Source organism: Cellulosilyticum sp. ST5 (assembly GCF_046529625.1).
Lineage (GTDB): Bacteria > Bacillota > Clostridia > Lachnospirales > Cellulosilyticaceae > Cellulosilyticum > Cellulosilyticum lentocellum.
Genome location: NZ_CP132338.1, coordinates 2,477,902 through 2,495,464, shown reverse-complemented (window position 1 = coordinate 2,495,464; position 17,563 = coordinate 2,477,902). Strand labels below are relative to the sequence as shown.

Sequence of the window (17,563 nt, the reverse complement as noted above, 5' to 3'; positions counted from 1 at the left end):
TATTACAAATTCCTGTGGAAAATTCAGTAATATCATACCTTATTAGGGACAGGATAAAATAAAGATAGCAATATACTTAGGGAATGTCAATAATGAAATAGAACCCAGCCTATAATAAGGAAATAAAAATAAGTATATCGAACATTTTCTTAAATGGGACAAGAAATATTCGAGTTCATATTGATTTTCTAAGTAATATTTGTTATGATAGTCATGTTTCAATTGTAAAATGTAAAAAAATGTTTAGAATATGGAAAGGGTGTGTAAGCAATGCCAACTAAAGTCATTATCGGCGCACAATGGGGCGATGAAGGAAAAGCAAAAATTATAGATATTTTATCTGAAAAGGCAGATGTGGTTGTACGTTGCCAAGGAGGTAATAATGCAGGACATACAGTAGCAGTAGATGGAGAGGTCTATAAATTCCAACTAATTCCTTCAGGAATATTATATACAGGAAAAAAATGTATTGTAGCCAATGGTGTTGTTATTGATCCAGAAGGTATTTTAGGAGAAGTAGATGGTTTATTAGCTAAAGGGATTGATGTAAGCACTTTAAGAATAAGCTCTAGAGCACACCTTGTTATGCCATACCATAAAGCATTAGATCGTGCAAAAGAATCTATCCAGGCAAAGGATGGTAAAGATATAGGAACAACGATGAAGGGAATTGGTCCATGTTATATGGATAAAGCAGAGCGTTCAGGAGTACGTGTATGTGACCTTTATCATGAAGAAGTGTTTGCAGAAAAGGTAAGAGCTAATGTTGCTGTTAAAAATGATATGCTTAAATATGTATATCATCAAGAAGAGCAATTTGATGCAGAAGAAATTATTTCAACTTATAAAAAATACGCAGAAAGATTAAAACCATTTGTAGAAGATACAACTGTAAGCGTTTATGAAGCGATTAAAGCAGGTAAAGAGGTTTTATTTGAAGGGGCTCAAGGAACACTTCTTGACCTTGATTTAGGAACTTATCCATATGTTACATCATCTCATCCTGTAACTGGTGGTGCTTGTATTGGTGCTGGAATTGGACCAACTATGATTGATAGCTGTATTGGGGTTATGAAAGGCTATATTACTCGTGTAGGTAAGGGACCTTTCCCTACAGAACTACATGATGAAATAGGTGACCGTATTAGAGAAGAAGGTCATGAATTTGGAACAGTAACAGGTCGCCCAAGACGTTGTGGTTGGTTTGATGCTGTTATTGGAGAATTTGCAGTAAGGACAAGTGGATTAACAGAAATTGCACTTAATAAAATAGATGTTCTAAAAGATTTAGATATAGTTAAAATTTGTGTTGGATATGAATTTAATGGTGAGATTATTAAATACTTCCCAGCAAGTCTTGAAGACTTAGAACTTTGTAAACCAGTATATGAAGAAATGGAAGGATGGGGAGATATTTCTCATATTCGTTCATATGAAGCGTTACCTGAGAGTGTAAAAAAATATCTTACTCGTATAGAAGAACTTATTGGTTGCAAAATTACAATGGTTGGTGTAGGTCCTAATAGAGATCAAAACATTGTTATTAATAAATAAGGATGAAAAGGAGAGGATAAGGCCTATGCAGTAGGCCTTATCCTTTTTGATACTTATGTCATAAATTGAAAAATATTGGATATAATTATCTTCATGATATAATCACATATATTAGATAAACTAATAAGAAAGATTTATAATGAAATGAGTAAATTTTCAAAATAGGCGATAATGTTATTTGAAATAGTAAAAAAATGGTTTATAATAAAAAGAAATAAGTTATTTAAGGAGGAGAACATATGAATTCAGATGGAATGAATAGAGATTTTACAACCTATTATGATCAAAGCAATAGAGAAGCTGCCGTGAAGAAAACCATGTTAGGGGTATATAGCTGGATGACAGTTGCATTACTTATAACTGCTGCTACAGGACTATACGTTGCAAGTAATGTAAATATGCTATATTCAGTTATTAGAAGCTATTGGTTATTTGCAATTGCAGAAGTTGTGGTAGTTATTGCCCTAAGTGCAAGAGCACATAAAATGAGTAGTCTAGCGGCAAAAGGTTGGTTTGTTGTTTATTCAGTACTTAATGGTATTACCTTATCATCTATATTTGTTTTATATGAGATAGGAACCATAGGTTATGCGTTTTTAGTAACTGCAGGTGTATTTGCCGTTATGACTATTTATGGTTACGTTACTAAGACTGATCTTTCTAAGATTGGTAGTTTATTTGTAATGGCACTGTTTGGTCTTGTTATTGCGACGTTTGTAGGCTTCTTCATTAATACACCAGGTTATACAATGGCATTAATGTATGTAACTGTATTTATCTTTATTGGGTTAATTGGTTGGGATACTCAGAAAATTAAACAATATGCTTATGCACAAGCAGATTCAAATGGTGCATTAGCTAATGCAAGTATTTTAGGTGCTTTAACCTTATATCTAGACTTTATTAATATCTTTATTAGTTTAGTAAGAATATTTGGAAGTAGAGATTAATCATTAAGTATAAAGATGACAGATAATGTAAGAAAGAGCTATATCCTAGAGATTAATAAAACTAATCTCTAGGATATAGCTCTTTTTATTGTTATTTGCTTTAAAATATCTTAAATAGAATCATCAGAGGTAATCATCGTGCAAATAGAAGAAAGAAAATGGGCATAATCTACAGGTATCCATATTTTATTTTCTAGTTTAAATTCAAAGCTTTGTGTATGAATATCCGTAGATGGGCTAGATGATTTATAGCCTTTTATCAATTCATCTATGTAAGTATTGGTTAAATCTTGTAAATAAAGGTTTTCATCTTTGTAGGTACTAATATCAATAGTTTTTAAGGCAGTCTTTACAGCAACATCGTCAATGGCTTTGTGGTCAAGATAGGAGGTTGATAGTTTTACAGTACACTTTTTAGAGTTCTCAGATGAAGTAACGATAGCGGTAGCATTAAGCTGATGTAAAGCTGATAAGTAAGCTTCTGTTAGATCTTTTAATTGTGTTTCATCGATCATAACGCCATCTTCTGTAGTAAGGGCTGATTGAATATTTTGTTTTAATGTAGTTGTTATATGAGTAGTAGTTGTTTTGGCCACTTCCTCAGAAAGACCTACTTCTATAATAGGCTTATCATTTTGTTTAACAATAAGCTCATAAAAATCAAGGGCGATGAAGTTGGCAGCTATAGGGGAACTACAACCTACGAGTAAAACAGTAGCTAATAACAAAATAAGAGGTGTTAATAAAAGACGCTTATTATATTTCAATCATTTCAGCTCCTTTATATTAAATGAATTGTTAGTTTAAGCATAATAGATTAATAAAGAATAGTCAAATAATTAAATAAACATAAGCTGATTAGAGAATCAATAAAATAATATTTATTACAATTTGGTCAGAAATACGTAGAAAAATGAAATATATGTTATACTATAGAAGTTAGAGGAGGATAGATTGATGCTAAAAAAAATCATATTAGGATTAATAGCAGTAGCGTTAGTCGTAACTGCTTATTTTACTGTAAATAGAGTGCAAACAGTAGGGGAATTAGTAGACCCATTGACATATTTTGATGAATTTAAGAATAATACTAATAACTTGGTATATAAAGATGAACGAATCAATTTAAAAGAACCAGTTATAACTATAAATGATCAAATATATGTTTCATATACCTTTGCTAATACTTATGTAAGTGATATTATTTTTTATGATGAAGCGGAAAAAGTAATGACTTTAACAAACGTGAGAGAAGTAGTTAAGCTTTATCCAGAGCAAGAGAATAAAATTAGTTTTGCAGGTATACAAGGGACTTATCCATTGACAGAAAAGGATGGTGAGCTTTATGTATCGGCTAATTTATTAGAAGACTTTTTTAAAGTAAGGATAGAAGCAGGCAAAGATGGGCGATTATTTATAGCTTATGATGATAGAGAAGAGCAAGAGCAAGCTACTATTTCAAGAAAAACAAGCTTACGTACACATCCTAGAAAAAAATCAACAGTAGTAGAAAACTTAGGAAAAGGTGAGAAGGTTATTCTTTATGCCGAGGAAGATGGATTTGCTAGGGTGAGAAGTGAAAGTGGCATTATTGGTTATATACCTTCTTCTCATTTAAAACATAAAGAAACTATAGAGGCTCAGGCAGTAACGGATGTAGAAGCTTGGCCAATTAATCCACTAGGAGAAACTGTTAAGCTAGCATGGGATCAAATGACAAATGCCAATGTAGGAAATTGGGCTTCTGCTAAATATGCTAATGTAGATAAGTTAAATGTTATTTCGCCTACTTGGTTTGAATTTGGAGATGAAACAGGTGCATTAGTAGATAGAGGGACAAAGGAATATGTTAAATCAGCCCATGATAGAGGACTTCAAGTATGGCCCATTATAAGCCACAGCTTTACTAATACAGGCTTAACTAAGGAAATTCTTTCAAGTAGTAAAAAACGTCAATATGTTATTCAGCAGATTATTGATAAATCCAAGTTATATGGATTTGATGGTATTAATGTTGATATTGAAAATATACAGAATGAAACTAGCGCAGTATGGGTACAGTTTATGAGAGAACTTTATCCTCAGCTTAAAGCAGAAGGTCTTATTGTTAGTGTAGACGTATATATGCCATCAAATTGGTCAGGGCATTATGAAAGAGAAAAAGTCTCAGCAGCAAGTGATTACTTTATTGTTATGGCATATGATCAACATTGGTCTGGTTCAGAGACAGCTGGATCTGTATCAGAAATTAGTTGGGTAGATGAGGGTATTCAAAATACACTAAAAGAAGTACCAAAGGAAAAGTTAGTGTTAGGAATACCTTTCTACACAAGACTATGGACAGAAACAAGTGAAGGTCTATCATCAACACCATATGGTATGACTTCAGCAAAACAGTTAGTGGATAAATGGGGAGTTATCCCACAACTAGATTCCATAAGCGGGCAAAATTATGCTGAAGTAGAAAAAGATCAGACAACCTATAAATTATGGATTGAAGATTATAGTTCGATTAGTAAACGGATAGCAATTATGGAGAAATATGAACTTGCAGGCTACGGTGCGTGGAAATTAGGCTTAGAGAGTGCTGATATATGGGATGTACTTGGACAAGTTAAATAATAAAAAGAATAGGAAAGTGAAAAAAAGCAAAGGCTTATAAAAAAGTCTTTGCTTTTTTTGACTAAAAGAGATAAAAGGAATAAAAGCATGCACTATATTGATAGATGGACATTACACAGGCATCAAAAAGAATATTATAAGAAAAGACCGTTTTCAGATACTGTAGTTATTTTTATTCATGGGATACTAGAAGGCAATATGCAATTTAGAAATTTAGGGTCTATAGCGTATAAAGAAGGATATTCAGTTCTAATTTTATTGTTACCAGGACATGGAGAAACAGGTGAAACATTTGCAAAAGTACATTTGAATCAATGGGTCGACTATGTTAATAAGCAGGTTCAACAGATGGAAAGGGAGTATAAATATATTATTTTAGTTGGACATTCCATGGGGAGTTTATTAGCTATAGGATATGCAGTGCATTTCCCGGGAAAAATAAAATCTTTAGTACTTTTTGCACTGCCATTAGCTATTGAATTAAAGTATAGAGTTATTAAAGGGGCCATTAAAATCGCTACGGGGAGACTTTCTGAAAAAGAGCCTTATGTTATTGCTGAGTGTAGAGCTATAGGTGTAGGAAAAACAAAAAGCTGGACGTATATTAAGTGGATTCCAAGATATATAGATCTTTTCATTTTAATTTCATATATCAAAAAGCAATTAAACAAAATCAAAAAGCCTGTTCTTGTAATTCAATCAAAAAAAGATGAGTTTGTACCAGTGAGAGTTATAAGGTTGATACAGCAACAATTGAGTACTAGTAAAATAATAATACTAGGTGATTCTGGCCATTTTTGTTATCATCATTCAGATATCAATAGACTAGAAGCGGCCTTTAAGCAGTTTTTGCAAGAAGAGAAATAATAAAAATCAGTAGGTTAATTCTATAATATGAATTGACAACCCTTTCTTTGCATATGCTATTAGAGAGTTGTCAACATCCATAAAAATAGAAAAGAGCATTAGGGGGTGTCAAGATGATAAAAATAAAAGTACCATTATTCATGGGTGCTTTAGTAGGAATTATTGCTATTGCCTCTTACTTTAAATTTGCCACAGCAGCAATAGAAACCTCTGGGCTTTCTATTGCATCTAAGATTATTATCGTTGATCCAGGACATGGAGGGTTTGATCCAGGGAAACCGGGTATAAATGGAGCAGATGAAAAGGATTTAAATTTACAAATTTCTTTAAAACTTAGAGATTATTTAGAGCAAGCAGGTGCAGTTGTCATTATGACGAGAACAACTGATGATGATGTGGATGGTATGGATGGTGTTAAATACAAGAGCAAGGATATGGTAGAAAGAAAGAAATTAGCTGAAGGAGGAGATATATTAGTTAGTATACATCAAAATTCTTTTACTCAACCTAGTGTAAAAGGAGCACAAATTTTTTATAACAGTCAATCGGAAAAAGGAAAAGCATTAGCAGAAGCCATACAAAAGAGTATAAAAGAATATGCAGACCCTCAGAATAGGCGAGAAGCAAAAAGTAATACTAATTATTATGTATTAAGGGCAACTCTTATTCCAGCTGTAATAGTAGAATGTGGGTTTTTAACCAATCCAGAGGAAGAAAAGCTTTTGAATAGTGAGACCTATCAAGATAGAGTGGCATGGAGTATTTATCTAGGAATTGTTAGGTATTATGAGACAATAAATAAAGGAGCATAATCACTATGCTCCTTTATTTATTGTCTCATAATATAATATTATAACGTAATAAAAAAGTTTTTAAGGACTTGAATAACTTGATAGATTTGGGAGGAATCCAAGTGGGTAATAGATAGACGAAAATAACCTTTCAAAGAAGTTGTAGAAAATAAGTCACCAGGAGAAATAATGATTTCATGTTCAAGTAAGTATTGACAAAGGATATCATACTGCTTTATAGGAACACGAAGCCAAAAGAAAGCACCACCATTATGGGGAGTTAAACGAATTGGTAGTTGCTTTAAGGCATCTGAAAGTAGTGCATAGTGCTCCTTATAAGCCATAAGAATAGTATGCTCAATCGTTTTTAATTCAGATGAGCTAAGATAGTGACGTAATAAACGTTCATTGAAACTGCATTCAATAGGATCTCTTAATCTTTTAATAAAAGCGAGAGGTAAGATGGCGAAAGTATAGTTCATATAAGGCAAGTAAAGCTTAGAAAACTGATGAATGTAGATAATAGGTGCATCGTCCTCGTAAAAAGGAATAGGAGAATCATACATAAGGGAAGCGTAAGTTATGTCATCTATAATGGTACAGTTATATCTCTTAGCTAGTTCAACAAGCTGGTTTTTACAGTTTTTGCTATAACAGAGTCCGGTAGGGTTTTGAAGTTGGGATGTAATAAAAATATAAGCAATATTACCAGTATGTAAATGCTTTTCAAGGATGTTTAAGTCTATACCTTCGGCTGTGAGTGGCGTTTCATAAATCTTGGCACCTAAAGAGCGAAGATAGCAGGACCAAGATAAGTCTCTAATGGCTTCAACACAAATGCCTGTTTTAGGAGAATCTTTAAATAGATCTAGTAAGAATTGATCCATGGTTTTAATAATACGTACTTGAGCATAGTGATGAGGAATACCTAGTTGTTTTAAAAAATTAGAAACAGTACTTTTAAGAAGATGCCTTTCTCTATAAAGAGGGTCGTTGAAAGCTTCCCAAATTTCTTTTTTAACAATTTCCGTAGCTAAATCTAAGCAAAGAGAAGAAGGAAAAAAGGTTTTAGGTACACCAATATGACTACAGCAGATTTGAGAAGTGGAATCTAGTGGTAAAGTAGTTGTTGTAGATATAGGATGGGTGCTGATATAAGTTCCTTTTCCAATGTGACTTTCTACAAGACCTTGATTTTCTAAAAGTTTATAAGCACTTACCACAGTATCACGATTAATACAAAGTTGCTTAGACAAAAAGCGGATTGTAGGAAGTTTCATTCCTTGAGTTAGAAAATTACCTTGAATAAGTTTAGCAAGTTCTGAAGCTAATTGTATATATAAAGGGGTTGGGTCAGATTTTGAAAGACTAATAGTATGAAACATAATAACCTCCTAGTCATGCTATATAAATATGTATATTAAGAAGTCGTCCAAAATATCATTAAAGATGGATATAAAAAAGAGGAAGTACTTAAAGCCAGTAGCTTTAAATACTTCCTTCTTCATAAATAGGAATTATTTTTTATGGGTTTTACCATATTTCTTTACCATACGAATGTCAGTACCGATAAATTTAAGAGGTTCATAATTACCAAATACTCTAGAGACGATTCGTTCTGAATAACGATCTTTCCATTCTTTTGGTGTAAGGTTGGTAGAAATGATTGTAGAGGTCTGGTTTAAATAACGACTATTGATAACGTTAAATAAATCACTGATGGTTAAAGTGGTAACTGATTCCGTTCCCAAATCATCAATGATAAGCAAATCTACATCAAATAGGGTATTTAGGGTCTCCTTTGAAGCCTCTTGCATATCTTCTCGATGAAAACGAGATTCCTCAAAAAGTTTAAATAACTGTGGTGCGGTAAAATAAAGTACAGTATAACCTTGATCGAGAAGTTCTTTAGCAATACAGTTACATAAAAAGGTTTTACCTAGACCTGTTGGACCATAAAGTAAAAGATTTTGTTTTTCAGTTTCAAATTTTTCAATAAGCCCCGCACAAACTTGTTGATTTTCATACATATTGTTATAAGGAGAAGTGCCAGCTTTAGGATCTATTTCTTTAGAGTAATAATCTAAAGTGAAATGATCAAAGTTTTCGATGTTTAAAATATGCTTTAAGTTAGATTGTTCATAAGCAATATTAATAAGTGCTTGGCGAAAACAATTACAAGGTTTATTACCTACAAAGCCTGTATCTTTACATTCCTCACAATCATAGTGAGGCTCTAAGTAATGAGGTGTATAGCCTGCTTCTACTAGAAGCATTTTTTTTGTGCGAATAAGTTCATCTGTATGACTTCTAAAATCTTCTATAGATTGACCACCATGAGGTGATAGCATACTACGCACTAATTTAACACCACTATCATTTAAAGTTTCATCAATTTTTTTTATGCGAGGGATTTTCTCATAAATTTCAGCAGTGCGTTTTAATTTAGCTTGGTGAGCCGCTGAACGTTTAAGATCATATTGCCTTAGGAGCTGTTTATAATATAATTCCTTATTGGTCATGTTAGTTTCCTCCATTTAGCTTTCGTGTGATATGTTCACGTTGCAATTTCTCTAGCTCATCAAAATCCCAATCATGTGAATACATATTGTTAAATTGAGATACCTTGTTTGAGATAGGTGTAATCGAAGAGGTTGGTGTGTTTAAAGCCTTTTTACTTTCGTGGGCTTTGTCTAAAGCTTTAATATCTTCAAGAGATTTTACCTTATCTGTATACCAAGAAGTTAGTATTGAATCTGCATAGTTTAAACTAGGTTTATTGGTCTGCATAACAGTTCGTTTGCAAGCTTCTAAAATAACATCCATATTAAAATGATAAGTATCAAACCACTTATTCATACAATTACGTTCAGCAGAAGTAAGAGTACTTTTAGATGCACCTAAGCTATTTAAAATTTTAAAATATCGCTTATCCATGGCTACCTTTTCTTTAGCAGCAGCTACCGTAGTAATGCCTTCATCTACCCAGCTTATAGCTACTTTTTCAATATAGTGAATGGCTCTATGGTTATTGGAAGCACAATGTTCGATGAGAAACTCAATAAGGTCAAAGGGCATATGTAACCAATCATAGAGGCTGAAAAGTATCTTTTGATCTGTGATAGTAAGGAGCCTGCCTAAATATTCTTCGGCTACTTTAAAGAGCTTAAGCACAGCAGGGCTATCTTCTAAGTAAAGATTAATTTCCTCAGTACGATATTCCGGTCTAGTTTGTCTAATAATCGTTTTAGAAATAGGAAGGGCAGGTGAGTCCTCTTTTGCTTTAGGTTTTTCAAAGTAGAATTCTAAATCAAATTCATCTAGAGAGAGTTCAGAAAAGCAAATTACACCTTGGTCATTCCAGTATTTAAGTGCTTGTAGTACTTCAGAGTAAAGCATATCAAGATGGTTACTTACCTCTTCTAGAGAAAGAGGAGGGGCAGAAGTATCTGAAAAGATAGCTAGTAAATAAAGATAAACTTTAGTATAACCACTAAGTGCCTTAGGCATATAGTCAGAAATGAACCAATAAGGAACATGTACGAAAGGTTGTTTGGCTACTTTATATTTAATATATGCCATAGAGACACCTCCTTCATAAGTATTTATTTGATGTGTTAGTATTATAGCACAAAATGAAGAAAATATGATAAGCAAAAAAATAAAATCTCCGTAGGGCTGTGGAGATTTTAGTGATTTTTGTTGATAACTCTGACGATTATTCACACAGGGTGTGGATAATCGTCAGGCAGTTTTGTTGATAACTATTTGTTTAATAAAAGGCCTGCTATTTGATTCACATTTCCAGCCCCCATGGTAATGACTAAATCATTTGGGACAGTATGCTCGTTTAAGTAGTTAGCGATTTGTTCAAAGTCTTTCATGTAAAGAGCATTCTTGCCTTTTTTGTTGATTTTTTTGATGATATCTTCTGCAGAGATATCCCCAGGATTTTTTTCCCTGGCGGCATAAATATCTGTAATAATAACATTTTCAGCGGAACTTAAGACTGCAGCGAAGTCATCAAGGAAAGCTTTTGTTCTTGTATAAGTATGAGGTTGAAAAACAACATATAGGTGATTGTGAGGATAAGCTTTTGCTACTTCTAAAGTAGCAGCAATTTCAGTTGGATGGTGGGCATAATCATCTACAATGGTAATATCATTAATTTTACCTTTAATTTCAAAACGTTGATCAGCACCTGTGAATGCCTCAAGTCCTTTTCCTAATAAATGAAGTTCAAGACCAAGAAAATGATAGACACTGCAAACAGCTAAAGCGTTTAAAATATTATGTTGCCCTGGAACATGAAGGTCTAAATGTGTCATAAAGGTCTCGTTATAATAAACATCAAAGCTAGCACAAGCTTTATCGTTAAAAGTAATATTTTCAGCAGTCCAATTATAATGACTACCAATCCCAAAGGTTTCTGTTTTACATGAAAGAGGAGCCGTAAACTCATCTAGATTTGGAACTTTCCCGTTAATAGCAAGGAAACCGTTGCTTGGAATTTTACTTGAGAATTTCTGGAAAGAACGACGGATTTGATTAATATCTTTGAAGTAGTCCATATGGTCTTCTTCTATATTAAGAATAATACCTATTTGAGGGAAAAAGTCTAAGAAACTATCACAGTATTCACAAGCTTCAGTCAAAAAGTAAGGTGATTGCCCAATGCGAATATTTCCGTGAATAGCTTTTAAAATACCACCTACTGTAATAGTGGGGTCAAGGTCAGCAGCCATTAATCCATGAGCTAACATAGATGTGGTAGTTGTTTTACCATGAGTACCAGATACGCAAATGGGAGTATCAAAGTGCTTCATAAGAATGCCTAAGAATTTAGAACGTGTAATAGTTGTGATATGTTTTTCATGAGCTAACTGAAGCTCTGGATTATCTTCATGGATAGCAGCAGTATAAACGATAAGATCTACATCATCAGCAATATTATTTTTATCATGGCCGTAATAAATAGTAAGGCCTAAATCTTCAAGGTGTTTAGTTGTTATTGAGGCCTTCATATCAGAGCCTGTTACCTCATAACCTTTATAATGAACAATTTCAGCTAGCCCGCTCATGCTAATGCCACCGATGCCGATAAAATGTATTTTCTTCTTACCTATTAAAGAATTGATGTTTGACATAGTATTAGTCCTTTCAATGAATAAATTATTATTCTTTAAAAATGATGCCTTATATCATATTATGCATCATATTATTTTATAATTATATACCAAGAATAAAATAATAAACAAATTTTTTTTGAAAGGTGAATGTTTTTCATGTAATGCTTTTAAATATTCGGTTTTGTGTTTATAATAGAAGAAAGCAATTTAGCTTAGAAAAGGAGAAATATAATGAGAAAAGTACAAAAGCATGATCGTATTAGTGTGATTACAAATATTCTGACTAATAACCCTAACAAAATTTTTACACTTACTCATTTTTGCAATATATTTGACTGTGCTAAATCTACTATAAGTGAAGATCTTGATGTAGTTAAAGATATCTTTGCACAATATGATTTAGGAAATATAGAAACAATATCAGGTGCAGCAGGGGGGGTATACTATAATCCATTAATGACTAAAGAGCAGATTAGGGAGTTTACTAATGAACTTTGTGAAATGATTAATCATTCGGAAAGAATTATTCCGGGAGGGTACATTTATACAAATGACTTATTATACTCTCCAACTATTTCTAAAAATATTGGAAGAGCTTTAGCAAGCTTATTTAAGGATGTGGAAGTAGATTATATTATCACGGTAGAAACAAAGGGAATCCCTATTGCTTTGATGACAGCGATGATTTTAAATAAACCAATGGTAGTGGTACGCAATCAAAGTAAGTTAACAGATGGAACTGTTATTCATATGAATTACATTACAGGAAGTAATCATCGTATAAAAACCATGTGCCTTTCTACAAAAGCAATTAAAAAAGGTTCAAAAGTACTGTTTATTGATGACTTTATGAAAGCAGGAGGAACTGCAAAAGGAATTATTGATTTAATGCAAGAATTTGAAGCAGAAATGGTAGGGATAGGTGTTTTAATGGCTACTAAAAATCCTGAGAAAAAGGTGGTAGAAGATTTTAAAACACTATTATGGTTAGATACAGTGGATGAGAATAATAAGGTTGTAGATATTTATAATGTAGAGTAGAAGTCAAGTAGAAAAAAATCAGATATTTTTGTTAAATTTTTAAAAATATATATTGATATAATATTGTAAAAAAAATGGGAAAATGGTACAATGCTAATACGTAATAGGCAAGAAATTATTCAAGAATAAACTCGGCATACAAAAGGTAGGAGGGATTGCATGAATAAGAAAGAAATGATTGCTATGTTATTAGCAGGGGGACAAGGAAGCAGGTTGGGCATTCTGACAAAACAGATTGCAAAGCCTGCTGTTATGTTCGGTGGAAAATATAGAATAATAGATTTCCCACTTAGTAACTGTATCAACTCAGGCATTGATACGGTAGGGGTGCTTACTCAATATGAACCATTACTTCTAACTAAGCATATAGGAATAGGTATTCCTTGGGATCTAGATAGAAGAAATGGTGGTGTAACTGTACTACCACCTTTCTTAAAAACGGGAAATGAAGGTTCGTGGTATTCAGGAACAGCTAATGCAATTTATCACAATATTCGTTATATCGATGAATATAATCCGGAGTATATATTGGTTCTGTCTGGTGACCATGTTTATAAGATGGATTATAGTGCTATGCTTGAGGAACATAAGAAAAATAATTCAGATGCCACTATTGCAGTTATTGATGTACCTTTAGAAATTGCTGATCAATTTGGTATTATGAATACAGATGAAACAGGGCGTATTGTGGAATTCGAAGAAAAGCCTAAACAACCAAAAAGTACTTTGGCTTCTATGGGTATTTATATTTTTACATGGAAGGTACTTAAGGAAGCACTTATAAAAGATAATACTATCCATGAGCATAGCGATTTTGGAAAACATATTATTCCAGAGATGATTAATGGGGAGAAAAATGTATTTGCCTATCGTTTCAATGATTATTGGAGGGATATTGGTACTATTGAAGCTTACTGGAAAGCAAATATGGAATTAACTGAAACCGTGCCTGTTTTTAATCTTTATGATGAGTTTTGGAAAATTTATACGAATATAGAACATCAATTACCACAATATATAGGAGTCGATGCTATATTAGAGCAATCACTTGTAGCAGAAGGCTGTGAAGTCTATGGTCAAGTTTATAATTCTGTACTAGGACCAAGAGTTATTATTGAAGAAGGTGCTGTTGTTAAAAATTCTATTGTTATGGGAGAAACAATAGTAAGAAAAGGGGCTAATTTAGATCACTGTGTGGTTTCTGAAAAGTCAGAAATAGGTGAAAATACATATATAGGAGTAGGAGAAGCTGTCCCACATGTTACCAAACCGCATATTTATTATAGCGGTATAACAGCTATAGGTGATAACACAGTTATTCCTGACAATGTTAAGATTGGTAAGAACTGTGAAGTTGGTGGTCATACACTACAAGAACACTATGTAAACGGCGAATTAGAAAGCGGACATTCACTTATTGTGTAGGAGGGGAAAACATGAGAGCTATCGGAATCATATTAGCGGGTGGAAAAAGGAATTCACTAGGGGTATTAACCAAACAAAGAAATGTTGCAGCTATGCCTATTGGTGGTTCTTATAGAGCAATTGACTTTGCTTTAAGTAACCTAAGTAATTCAGGGATTAAAAAAGTAGCAGTTATTTCTCAATATAGTGCGAGATCATTGGCGGATCATATTGGTTCATCTAAATGGTGGGATTTTGGTAGAAAAAAGACAGGACTTTTTTTATTCACACCGACCATGCTTAATCAAGAAACCTATGGTTTTAGAGGAACAGCAGATTCTATTTTCCAAAACATTGATTTCCTAAAGAAAAGTAATGAGCCGTATGTTGTTATTACTTCAGGGGAACAAATTTATAAGATGGATTATGAAAAGATTATTAAGTATCATGAACAACGTAATGCGGACATTACAATCGCATATAAGGATATGAATACGTATAATGTAGAAGACTATGGTGTTATTGGGTTAGATGAAAATAAACAAATGATCGACTTTGAAGAAAAACCACTTAACCCACAGTTTACTACCGTTTCCTTAGGGGTATATGTAATGAGTAGAGAATTACTCATTAAACTTCTAGAACAACTGGAAGTAGAAGGAAGATACAATTTAGTAAGTGATATTATCATTCGTTACCGTAAAAAGCTTAAAATTTATGGTTATCACTTTGAAGGCTATTGGAGGAGAATAAGAGATATTAATGAATTCTATCGCATTAATATGGATTTCTTGACACCTGAAGTAAGAAATCTATTCTTTAATACCTACCCTTATATTTATACAAAAGCTAAAGATGAGCCACCAACAAAGTTTAATGTACAAGCTAAAGTGCTTAATAGCATTGTTAGTGGAGGTGATATTATTAATGGGCAGGTAGAAAACTCTGTACTTTTTAGAAAAGTATTTATTGGTGAAGGGACAAAGGTTAAAGACTCTATCATTATGGAAGGAGCTACCATTGGTAAGGGATGTATCATTGAAAATGCTATTCTAGATAAACAAGTTTTTGTATCTGATGGACAGAAAGTAATTGGAACAAAAGACAATATTATTCTTTTGGAAAAAAGAAATATTGTTTAATAACGCTAAAAAAAAGTGATTAAGTTACTAGTATATGTTGTAAATGCCTTATGCATGATGGAATTATAAGTCAAAATAAAAAAATATTGACTATTTCTTAAAAATATCATATAATTCAAATAATAATACAATATTAATAGGATAGCCAACATGGCACTAGTTAATAACAGGGAGGATTTGCTAATGGAAATCACAGATATTAGAGTAAGAAAAATCAATAAGGATGGCAAAATGAAAGCAGTTGTGTCTGTTACTTTTGATAATGAATTTGTTGTTCATGATATCAAAGTAATTGAAGGGGATAAAGGACGCTTTATTGCAATGCCAAGCCGTAAGACTTTAGATGGGGAGTTCAGAGATATTGCTCATCCTATTAATTCAGAAACAAGAGATCGTATTCAAAATCAAGTGTTAGAAAAATATGAAATGGTATTATTATCAGATGAGGTTGCTATTGCTGATGATAGCGATTTAACTGCTGAAGAATAATTACATATGAAGAGTGTCCTAAAGGTTATGCTTTTAGGACATTTTTTTGTTGCATAAATGATTATAAAGTGAGAGAATAGCTTAGAAGTAGAAACGTGAAAGGAAGATTTTAAATGAAAACAAAGGCATTAATTCTAGCGGCTGGTCAAGGCACACGTATGAAATCAAATGGTTCAAAAGTACTTCATAAAGTGTTTGGAAAAAGCCTAGTGGAATATCCTATATTAGCAGCAAAAGCAGTAGGAGTAGAAGAGGTTTGTTTAATTGTAGGACATAAAGCAGAAGATGTTAAAAATGCATTAGGGGAAGATGTAAGCTATGTACTTCAAAAAGAGCAATTAGGAACAGGGCATGCTGTTATGCAAGCTATGGACTTTATTGAAAGTGCTGATGAAGTACTTATTTTATGTGGGGATACGCCGTTAGTTACTGAGGAAACTTTACAAGATATGTTAGATTTTCATCATCATAATAATAATGCGATTACAGTACTTTCGGCTATGATGGATGACCCAACAGGCTATGGCCGTATTGTAAGAGATACTAATGGCAATTTGGTAAAAATTGTTGAACAAAAAGATGCTACTGAAGAAGAAAAAGCAATCAAAGAGATTAATGGTGGTATGTATGCTTTTGACGCGAAACTTCTAAAATATGCTTTATCTAAACTTACGAATAATAATGTACAAAACGAGTATTATTTAACTGATACAATCGAAATACTATTAAAAGATGGCCACAAGGTAAATGCTATTGCTACAAGGGAAGCTGATGACATTGCAGGTGTTAATTCAAGAGTTCAACTAGCAGCTGTAACAGAGGTGATGAAGAAACGTATTAATGAAAAGCATATGGCAAATGGTGTTACCTTCATTGATCCGATGAGCACTTATATTGAGTCAGATGTTATTATTGGCAAAGATACCATTATTGAACCAGGCTGTATGCTAGAAGGAAAAACTGCTATTGGAGAAGGGTGCCGTATTGGTTATCATTCCAAATTAAAAAATACTACTCTAGCAGATCAGGTTGAGGTAGAAATTAGCGTTATAACAGATAGTTTTGTAGATGAAGGAACACATGTAGGACCTTTTGCTTATATTAGACCAAATTCTCATATCGGTAAAAACATTAAGGTAGGGGATTTTGTAGAAATTAAAAATGCTAATATTGGTGATGGGACTAAAATATCTCATCTGACTTATGTAGGAGATGCTGATGTAGGTAAAAATGTCAACTTTGGCTGTGGCAGTGTAGTTGTTAATTATGATGGGCAGAAAAAGCATCGTACAATAATTGGAGACAATGCTTTTATAGGATGTAACACAAATTTAGTATCGCCTGTAACTGTGGAAGATAATGCTTATACAGCGGCAGGGTCTACTATTACTAAAACTGTTCCTAAAGATAGCTTAGCTATAGCTAGAGCAAAACAAGAAAACAAGGAAAACTGGGTAGCAAAAAAGCGACAAAAATAAGTAAAAAAACAAGAAAAAATTGTTAATTGTCATTAAAATGGTTTGTATGCTTTGCATCCTGTATACAATATGATATAATATTTTGCGGAATACATG

Annotated in this window: 15 protein-coding genes; 10 read left to right on the top strand and 5 right to left on the bottom strand. The window is 32.9% G+C overall.

Annotated elements, in window-relative coordinates:
- The first annotated feature begins 270 nt into the window (after window positions 1-270).
- Both QTL86_RS12235 and QTL86_RS12230 read left to right on the top strand, forming a co-directional pair.
- Window positions 271-1,554, top strand: coding sequence for an adenylosuccinate synthase (locus QTL86_RS12235; RefSeq protein WP_127065912.1), 1,284 nt, complete (start codon window positions 271-273; stop codon window positions 1,552-1,554).
- Between the two features lie 239 nt (window positions 1,555-1,793).
- Complete coding sequence (locus QTL86_RS12230) at window positions 1,794-2,504, top strand: Bax inhibitor-1/YccA family protein (protein WP_127065913.1); 711 nt, start codon at window positions 1,794-1,796, stop codon at window positions 2,502-2,504.
- A 110-nt stretch (window positions 2,505-2,614) separates the two neighbouring features.
- Here QTL86_RS12230 and QTL86_RS12225 read toward each other — a convergent pair whose 3' ends face one another.
- Window positions 2,615-3,271 (bottom strand): hypothetical protein, encoded by a 657-nt coding sequence (locus QTL86_RS12225; RefSeq protein WP_410494982.1) that lies wholly within the window; start codon window positions 3,269-3,271, stop codon window positions 2,615-2,617.
- Window positions 3,272-3,461: 190 nt separating this feature from the next.
- Here QTL86_RS12225 and QTL86_RS12220 point away from each other — a divergent pair, with 190 nt between their 5' ends.
- From QTL86_RS12220 to QTL86_RS12210, 3 genes are all read left to right on the top strand, one after another.
- The gene (locus QTL86_RS12220) at window positions 3,462-5,126 is read left to right on the top strand and encodes a glycosyl hydrolase family 18 protein (RefSeq protein ID WP_410494981.1); all 1,665 of its coding nucleotides are present in this window, start codon (window positions 3,462-3,464) and stop codon (window positions 5,124-5,126) included.
- Between the two features lie 87 nt (window positions 5,127-5,213).
- Window positions 5,214-5,993, top strand: coding sequence for an alpha/beta hydrolase (locus tag QTL86_RS12215; RefSeq protein ID WP_410494980.1), 780 nt, complete (start codon window positions 5,214-5,216; stop codon window positions 5,991-5,993).
- A 113-nt stretch (window positions 5,994-6,106) separates the two neighbouring features.
- Window positions 6,107-6,805 carry an N-acetylmuramoyl-L-alanine amidase gene (locus tag QTL86_RS12210; RefSeq protein ID WP_410494979.1) on the top strand — a complete coding sequence of 233 codons (699 nt, stop codon included), beginning with the start codon at window positions 6,107-6,109 and terminating at the stop codon, window positions 6,803-6,805.
- Between the two features lie 38 nt (window positions 6,806-6,843).
- Here the strand turns inward: QTL86_RS12210 and QTL86_RS12205 are convergent, their stop codons facing one another.
- From QTL86_RS12205 to murC, 4 genes are all read right to left on the bottom strand, one after another.
- The gene (locus QTL86_RS12205) at window positions 6,844-8,169 is read right to left on the bottom strand and encodes a PLP-dependent aminotransferase family protein (protein ID WP_410494978.1); all 1,326 of its coding nucleotides are present in this window, start codon (window positions 8,167-8,169) and stop codon (window positions 6,844-6,846) included.
- 132 nt (window positions 8,170-8,301) lie between these two features.
- Window positions 8,302-9,306 carry an ATP-binding protein gene (locus QTL86_RS12200; RefSeq protein ID WP_013656122.1) on the bottom strand — a complete coding sequence of 335 codons (1,005 nt, stop codon included), beginning with the start codon at window positions 9,304-9,306 and terminating at the stop codon, window positions 8,302-8,304.
- 1 nt (window position 9,307) lies between these two features.
- Window positions 9,308-10,366: a DnaD domain protein gene (locus QTL86_RS12195; RefSeq protein ID WP_410494977.1), complete on the bottom strand. Its 1,059-nt coding sequence runs from the start codon at window positions 10,364-10,366 to the stop codon at window positions 9,308-9,310.
- 182 nt (window positions 10,367-10,548) lie between these two features.
- Window positions 10,549-11,931, bottom strand: a complete 1,383-nt coding sequence (gene murC, locus QTL86_RS12190; protein ID WP_410494976.1) for a UDP-N-acetylmuramate--L-alanine ligase — start codon at window positions 11,929-11,931, stop codon at window positions 10,549-10,551.
- Between the two features lie 213 nt (window positions 11,932-12,144).
- On the opposite strand from murC, the gene purR reads away from it, so the two are divergent.
- The 5 genes from purR (at window position 12,145) to glmU (ending at window position 17,467) form a co-directional block, all read left to right on the top strand.
- Complete coding sequence (gene purR / locus QTL86_RS12185; RefSeq protein WP_013656125.1) at window positions 12,145-12,954, top strand: pur operon repressor; 810 nt, start codon at window positions 12,145-12,147, stop codon at window positions 12,952-12,954.
- Window positions 12,955-13,113: 159 nt separating this feature from the next.
- Window positions 13,114-14,379 (top strand): glucose-1-phosphate adenylyltransferase, encoded by a 1,266-nt coding sequence (locus tag QTL86_RS12180; protein WP_013656126.1) that lies wholly within the window; start codon window positions 13,114-13,116, stop codon window positions 14,377-14,379.
- 11 nt (window positions 14,380-14,390) lie between these two features.
- Complete coding sequence (gene glgD / locus QTL86_RS12175) at window positions 14,391-15,500, top strand: glucose-1-phosphate adenylyltransferase subunit GlgD (protein ID WP_013656127.1); 1,110 nt, start codon at window positions 14,391-14,393, stop codon at window positions 15,498-15,500.
- Window positions 15,501-15,683: 183 nt separating this feature from the next.
- Complete coding sequence (gene spoVG, locus QTL86_RS12170) at window positions 15,684-15,989, top strand: septation regulator SpoVG (protein ID WP_013656128.1); 306 nt, start codon at window positions 15,684-15,686, stop codon at window positions 15,987-15,989.
- Window positions 15,990-16,102: 113 nt separating this feature from the next.
- The gene (gene glmU, locus QTL86_RS12165) at window positions 16,103-17,467 is read left to right on the top strand and encodes a bifunctional UDP-N-acetylglucosamine diphosphorylase/glucosamine-1-phosphate N-acetyltransferase GlmU (protein WP_410494975.1); all 1,365 of its coding nucleotides are present in this window, start codon (window positions 16,103-16,105) and stop codon (window positions 17,465-17,467) included.
- Window positions 17,468-17,563 lie beyond the last annotated feature (96 nt).

Coding starts and splice junctions, on each gene's coding strand:
- QTL86_RS12235 (WP_127065912.1), top strand. CDS start 271: ATGCCAACTAAAGTCATTATCGGCGCACAATGGGGCGATGAAGGAAAA.
- QTL86_RS12230 (WP_127065913.1), top strand. CDS start 1,794: ATGAATTCAGATGGAATGAATAGAGATTTTACAACCTATTATGATCAA.
- QTL86_RS12220 (WP_410494981.1), top strand. CDS start 3,462: ATGCTAAAAAAAATCATATTAGGATTAATAGCAGTAGCGTTAGTCGTA.
- QTL86_RS12215 (WP_410494980.1), top strand. CDS start 5,214: ATGCACTATATTGATAGATGGACATTACACAGGCATCAAAAAGAATAT.
- QTL86_RS12210 (WP_410494979.1), top strand. CDS start 6,107: ATGATAAAAATAAAAGTACCATTATTCATGGGTGCTTTAGTAGGAATT.
- QTL86_RS12205 (WP_410494978.1), bottom strand. CDS start 8,169: ATGTTTCATACTATTAGTCTTTCAAAATCTGACCCAACCCCTTTATAT.
- QTL86_RS12200 (WP_013656122.1), bottom strand. CDS start 9,306: ATGACCAATAAGGAATTATATTATAAACAGCTCCTAAGGCAATATGAT.
- QTL86_RS12195 (WP_410494977.1), bottom strand. CDS start 10,366: ATGGCATATATTAAATATAAAGTAGCCAAACAACCTTTCGTACATGTT.
- murC (WP_410494976.1), bottom strand. CDS start 11,931: ATGTCAAACATCAATTCTTTAATAGGTAAGAAGAAAATACATTTTATC.
- purR (WP_013656125.1), top strand. CDS start 12,145: ATGAGAAAAGTACAAAAGCATGATCGTATTAGTGTGATTACAAATATT.
- QTL86_RS12180 (WP_013656126.1), top strand. CDS start 13,114: ATGAATAAGAAAGAAATGATTGCTATGTTATTAGCAGGGGGACAAGGA.
- glgD (WP_013656127.1), top strand. CDS start 14,391: ATGAGAGCTATCGGAATCATATTAGCGGGTGGAAAAAGGAATTCACTA.
- spoVG (WP_013656128.1), top strand. CDS start 15,684: ATGGAAATCACAGATATTAGAGTAAGAAAAATCAATAAGGATGGCAAA.
- glmU (WP_410494975.1), top strand. CDS start 16,103: ATGAAAACAAAGGCATTAATTCTAGCGGCTGGTCAAGGCACACGTATG.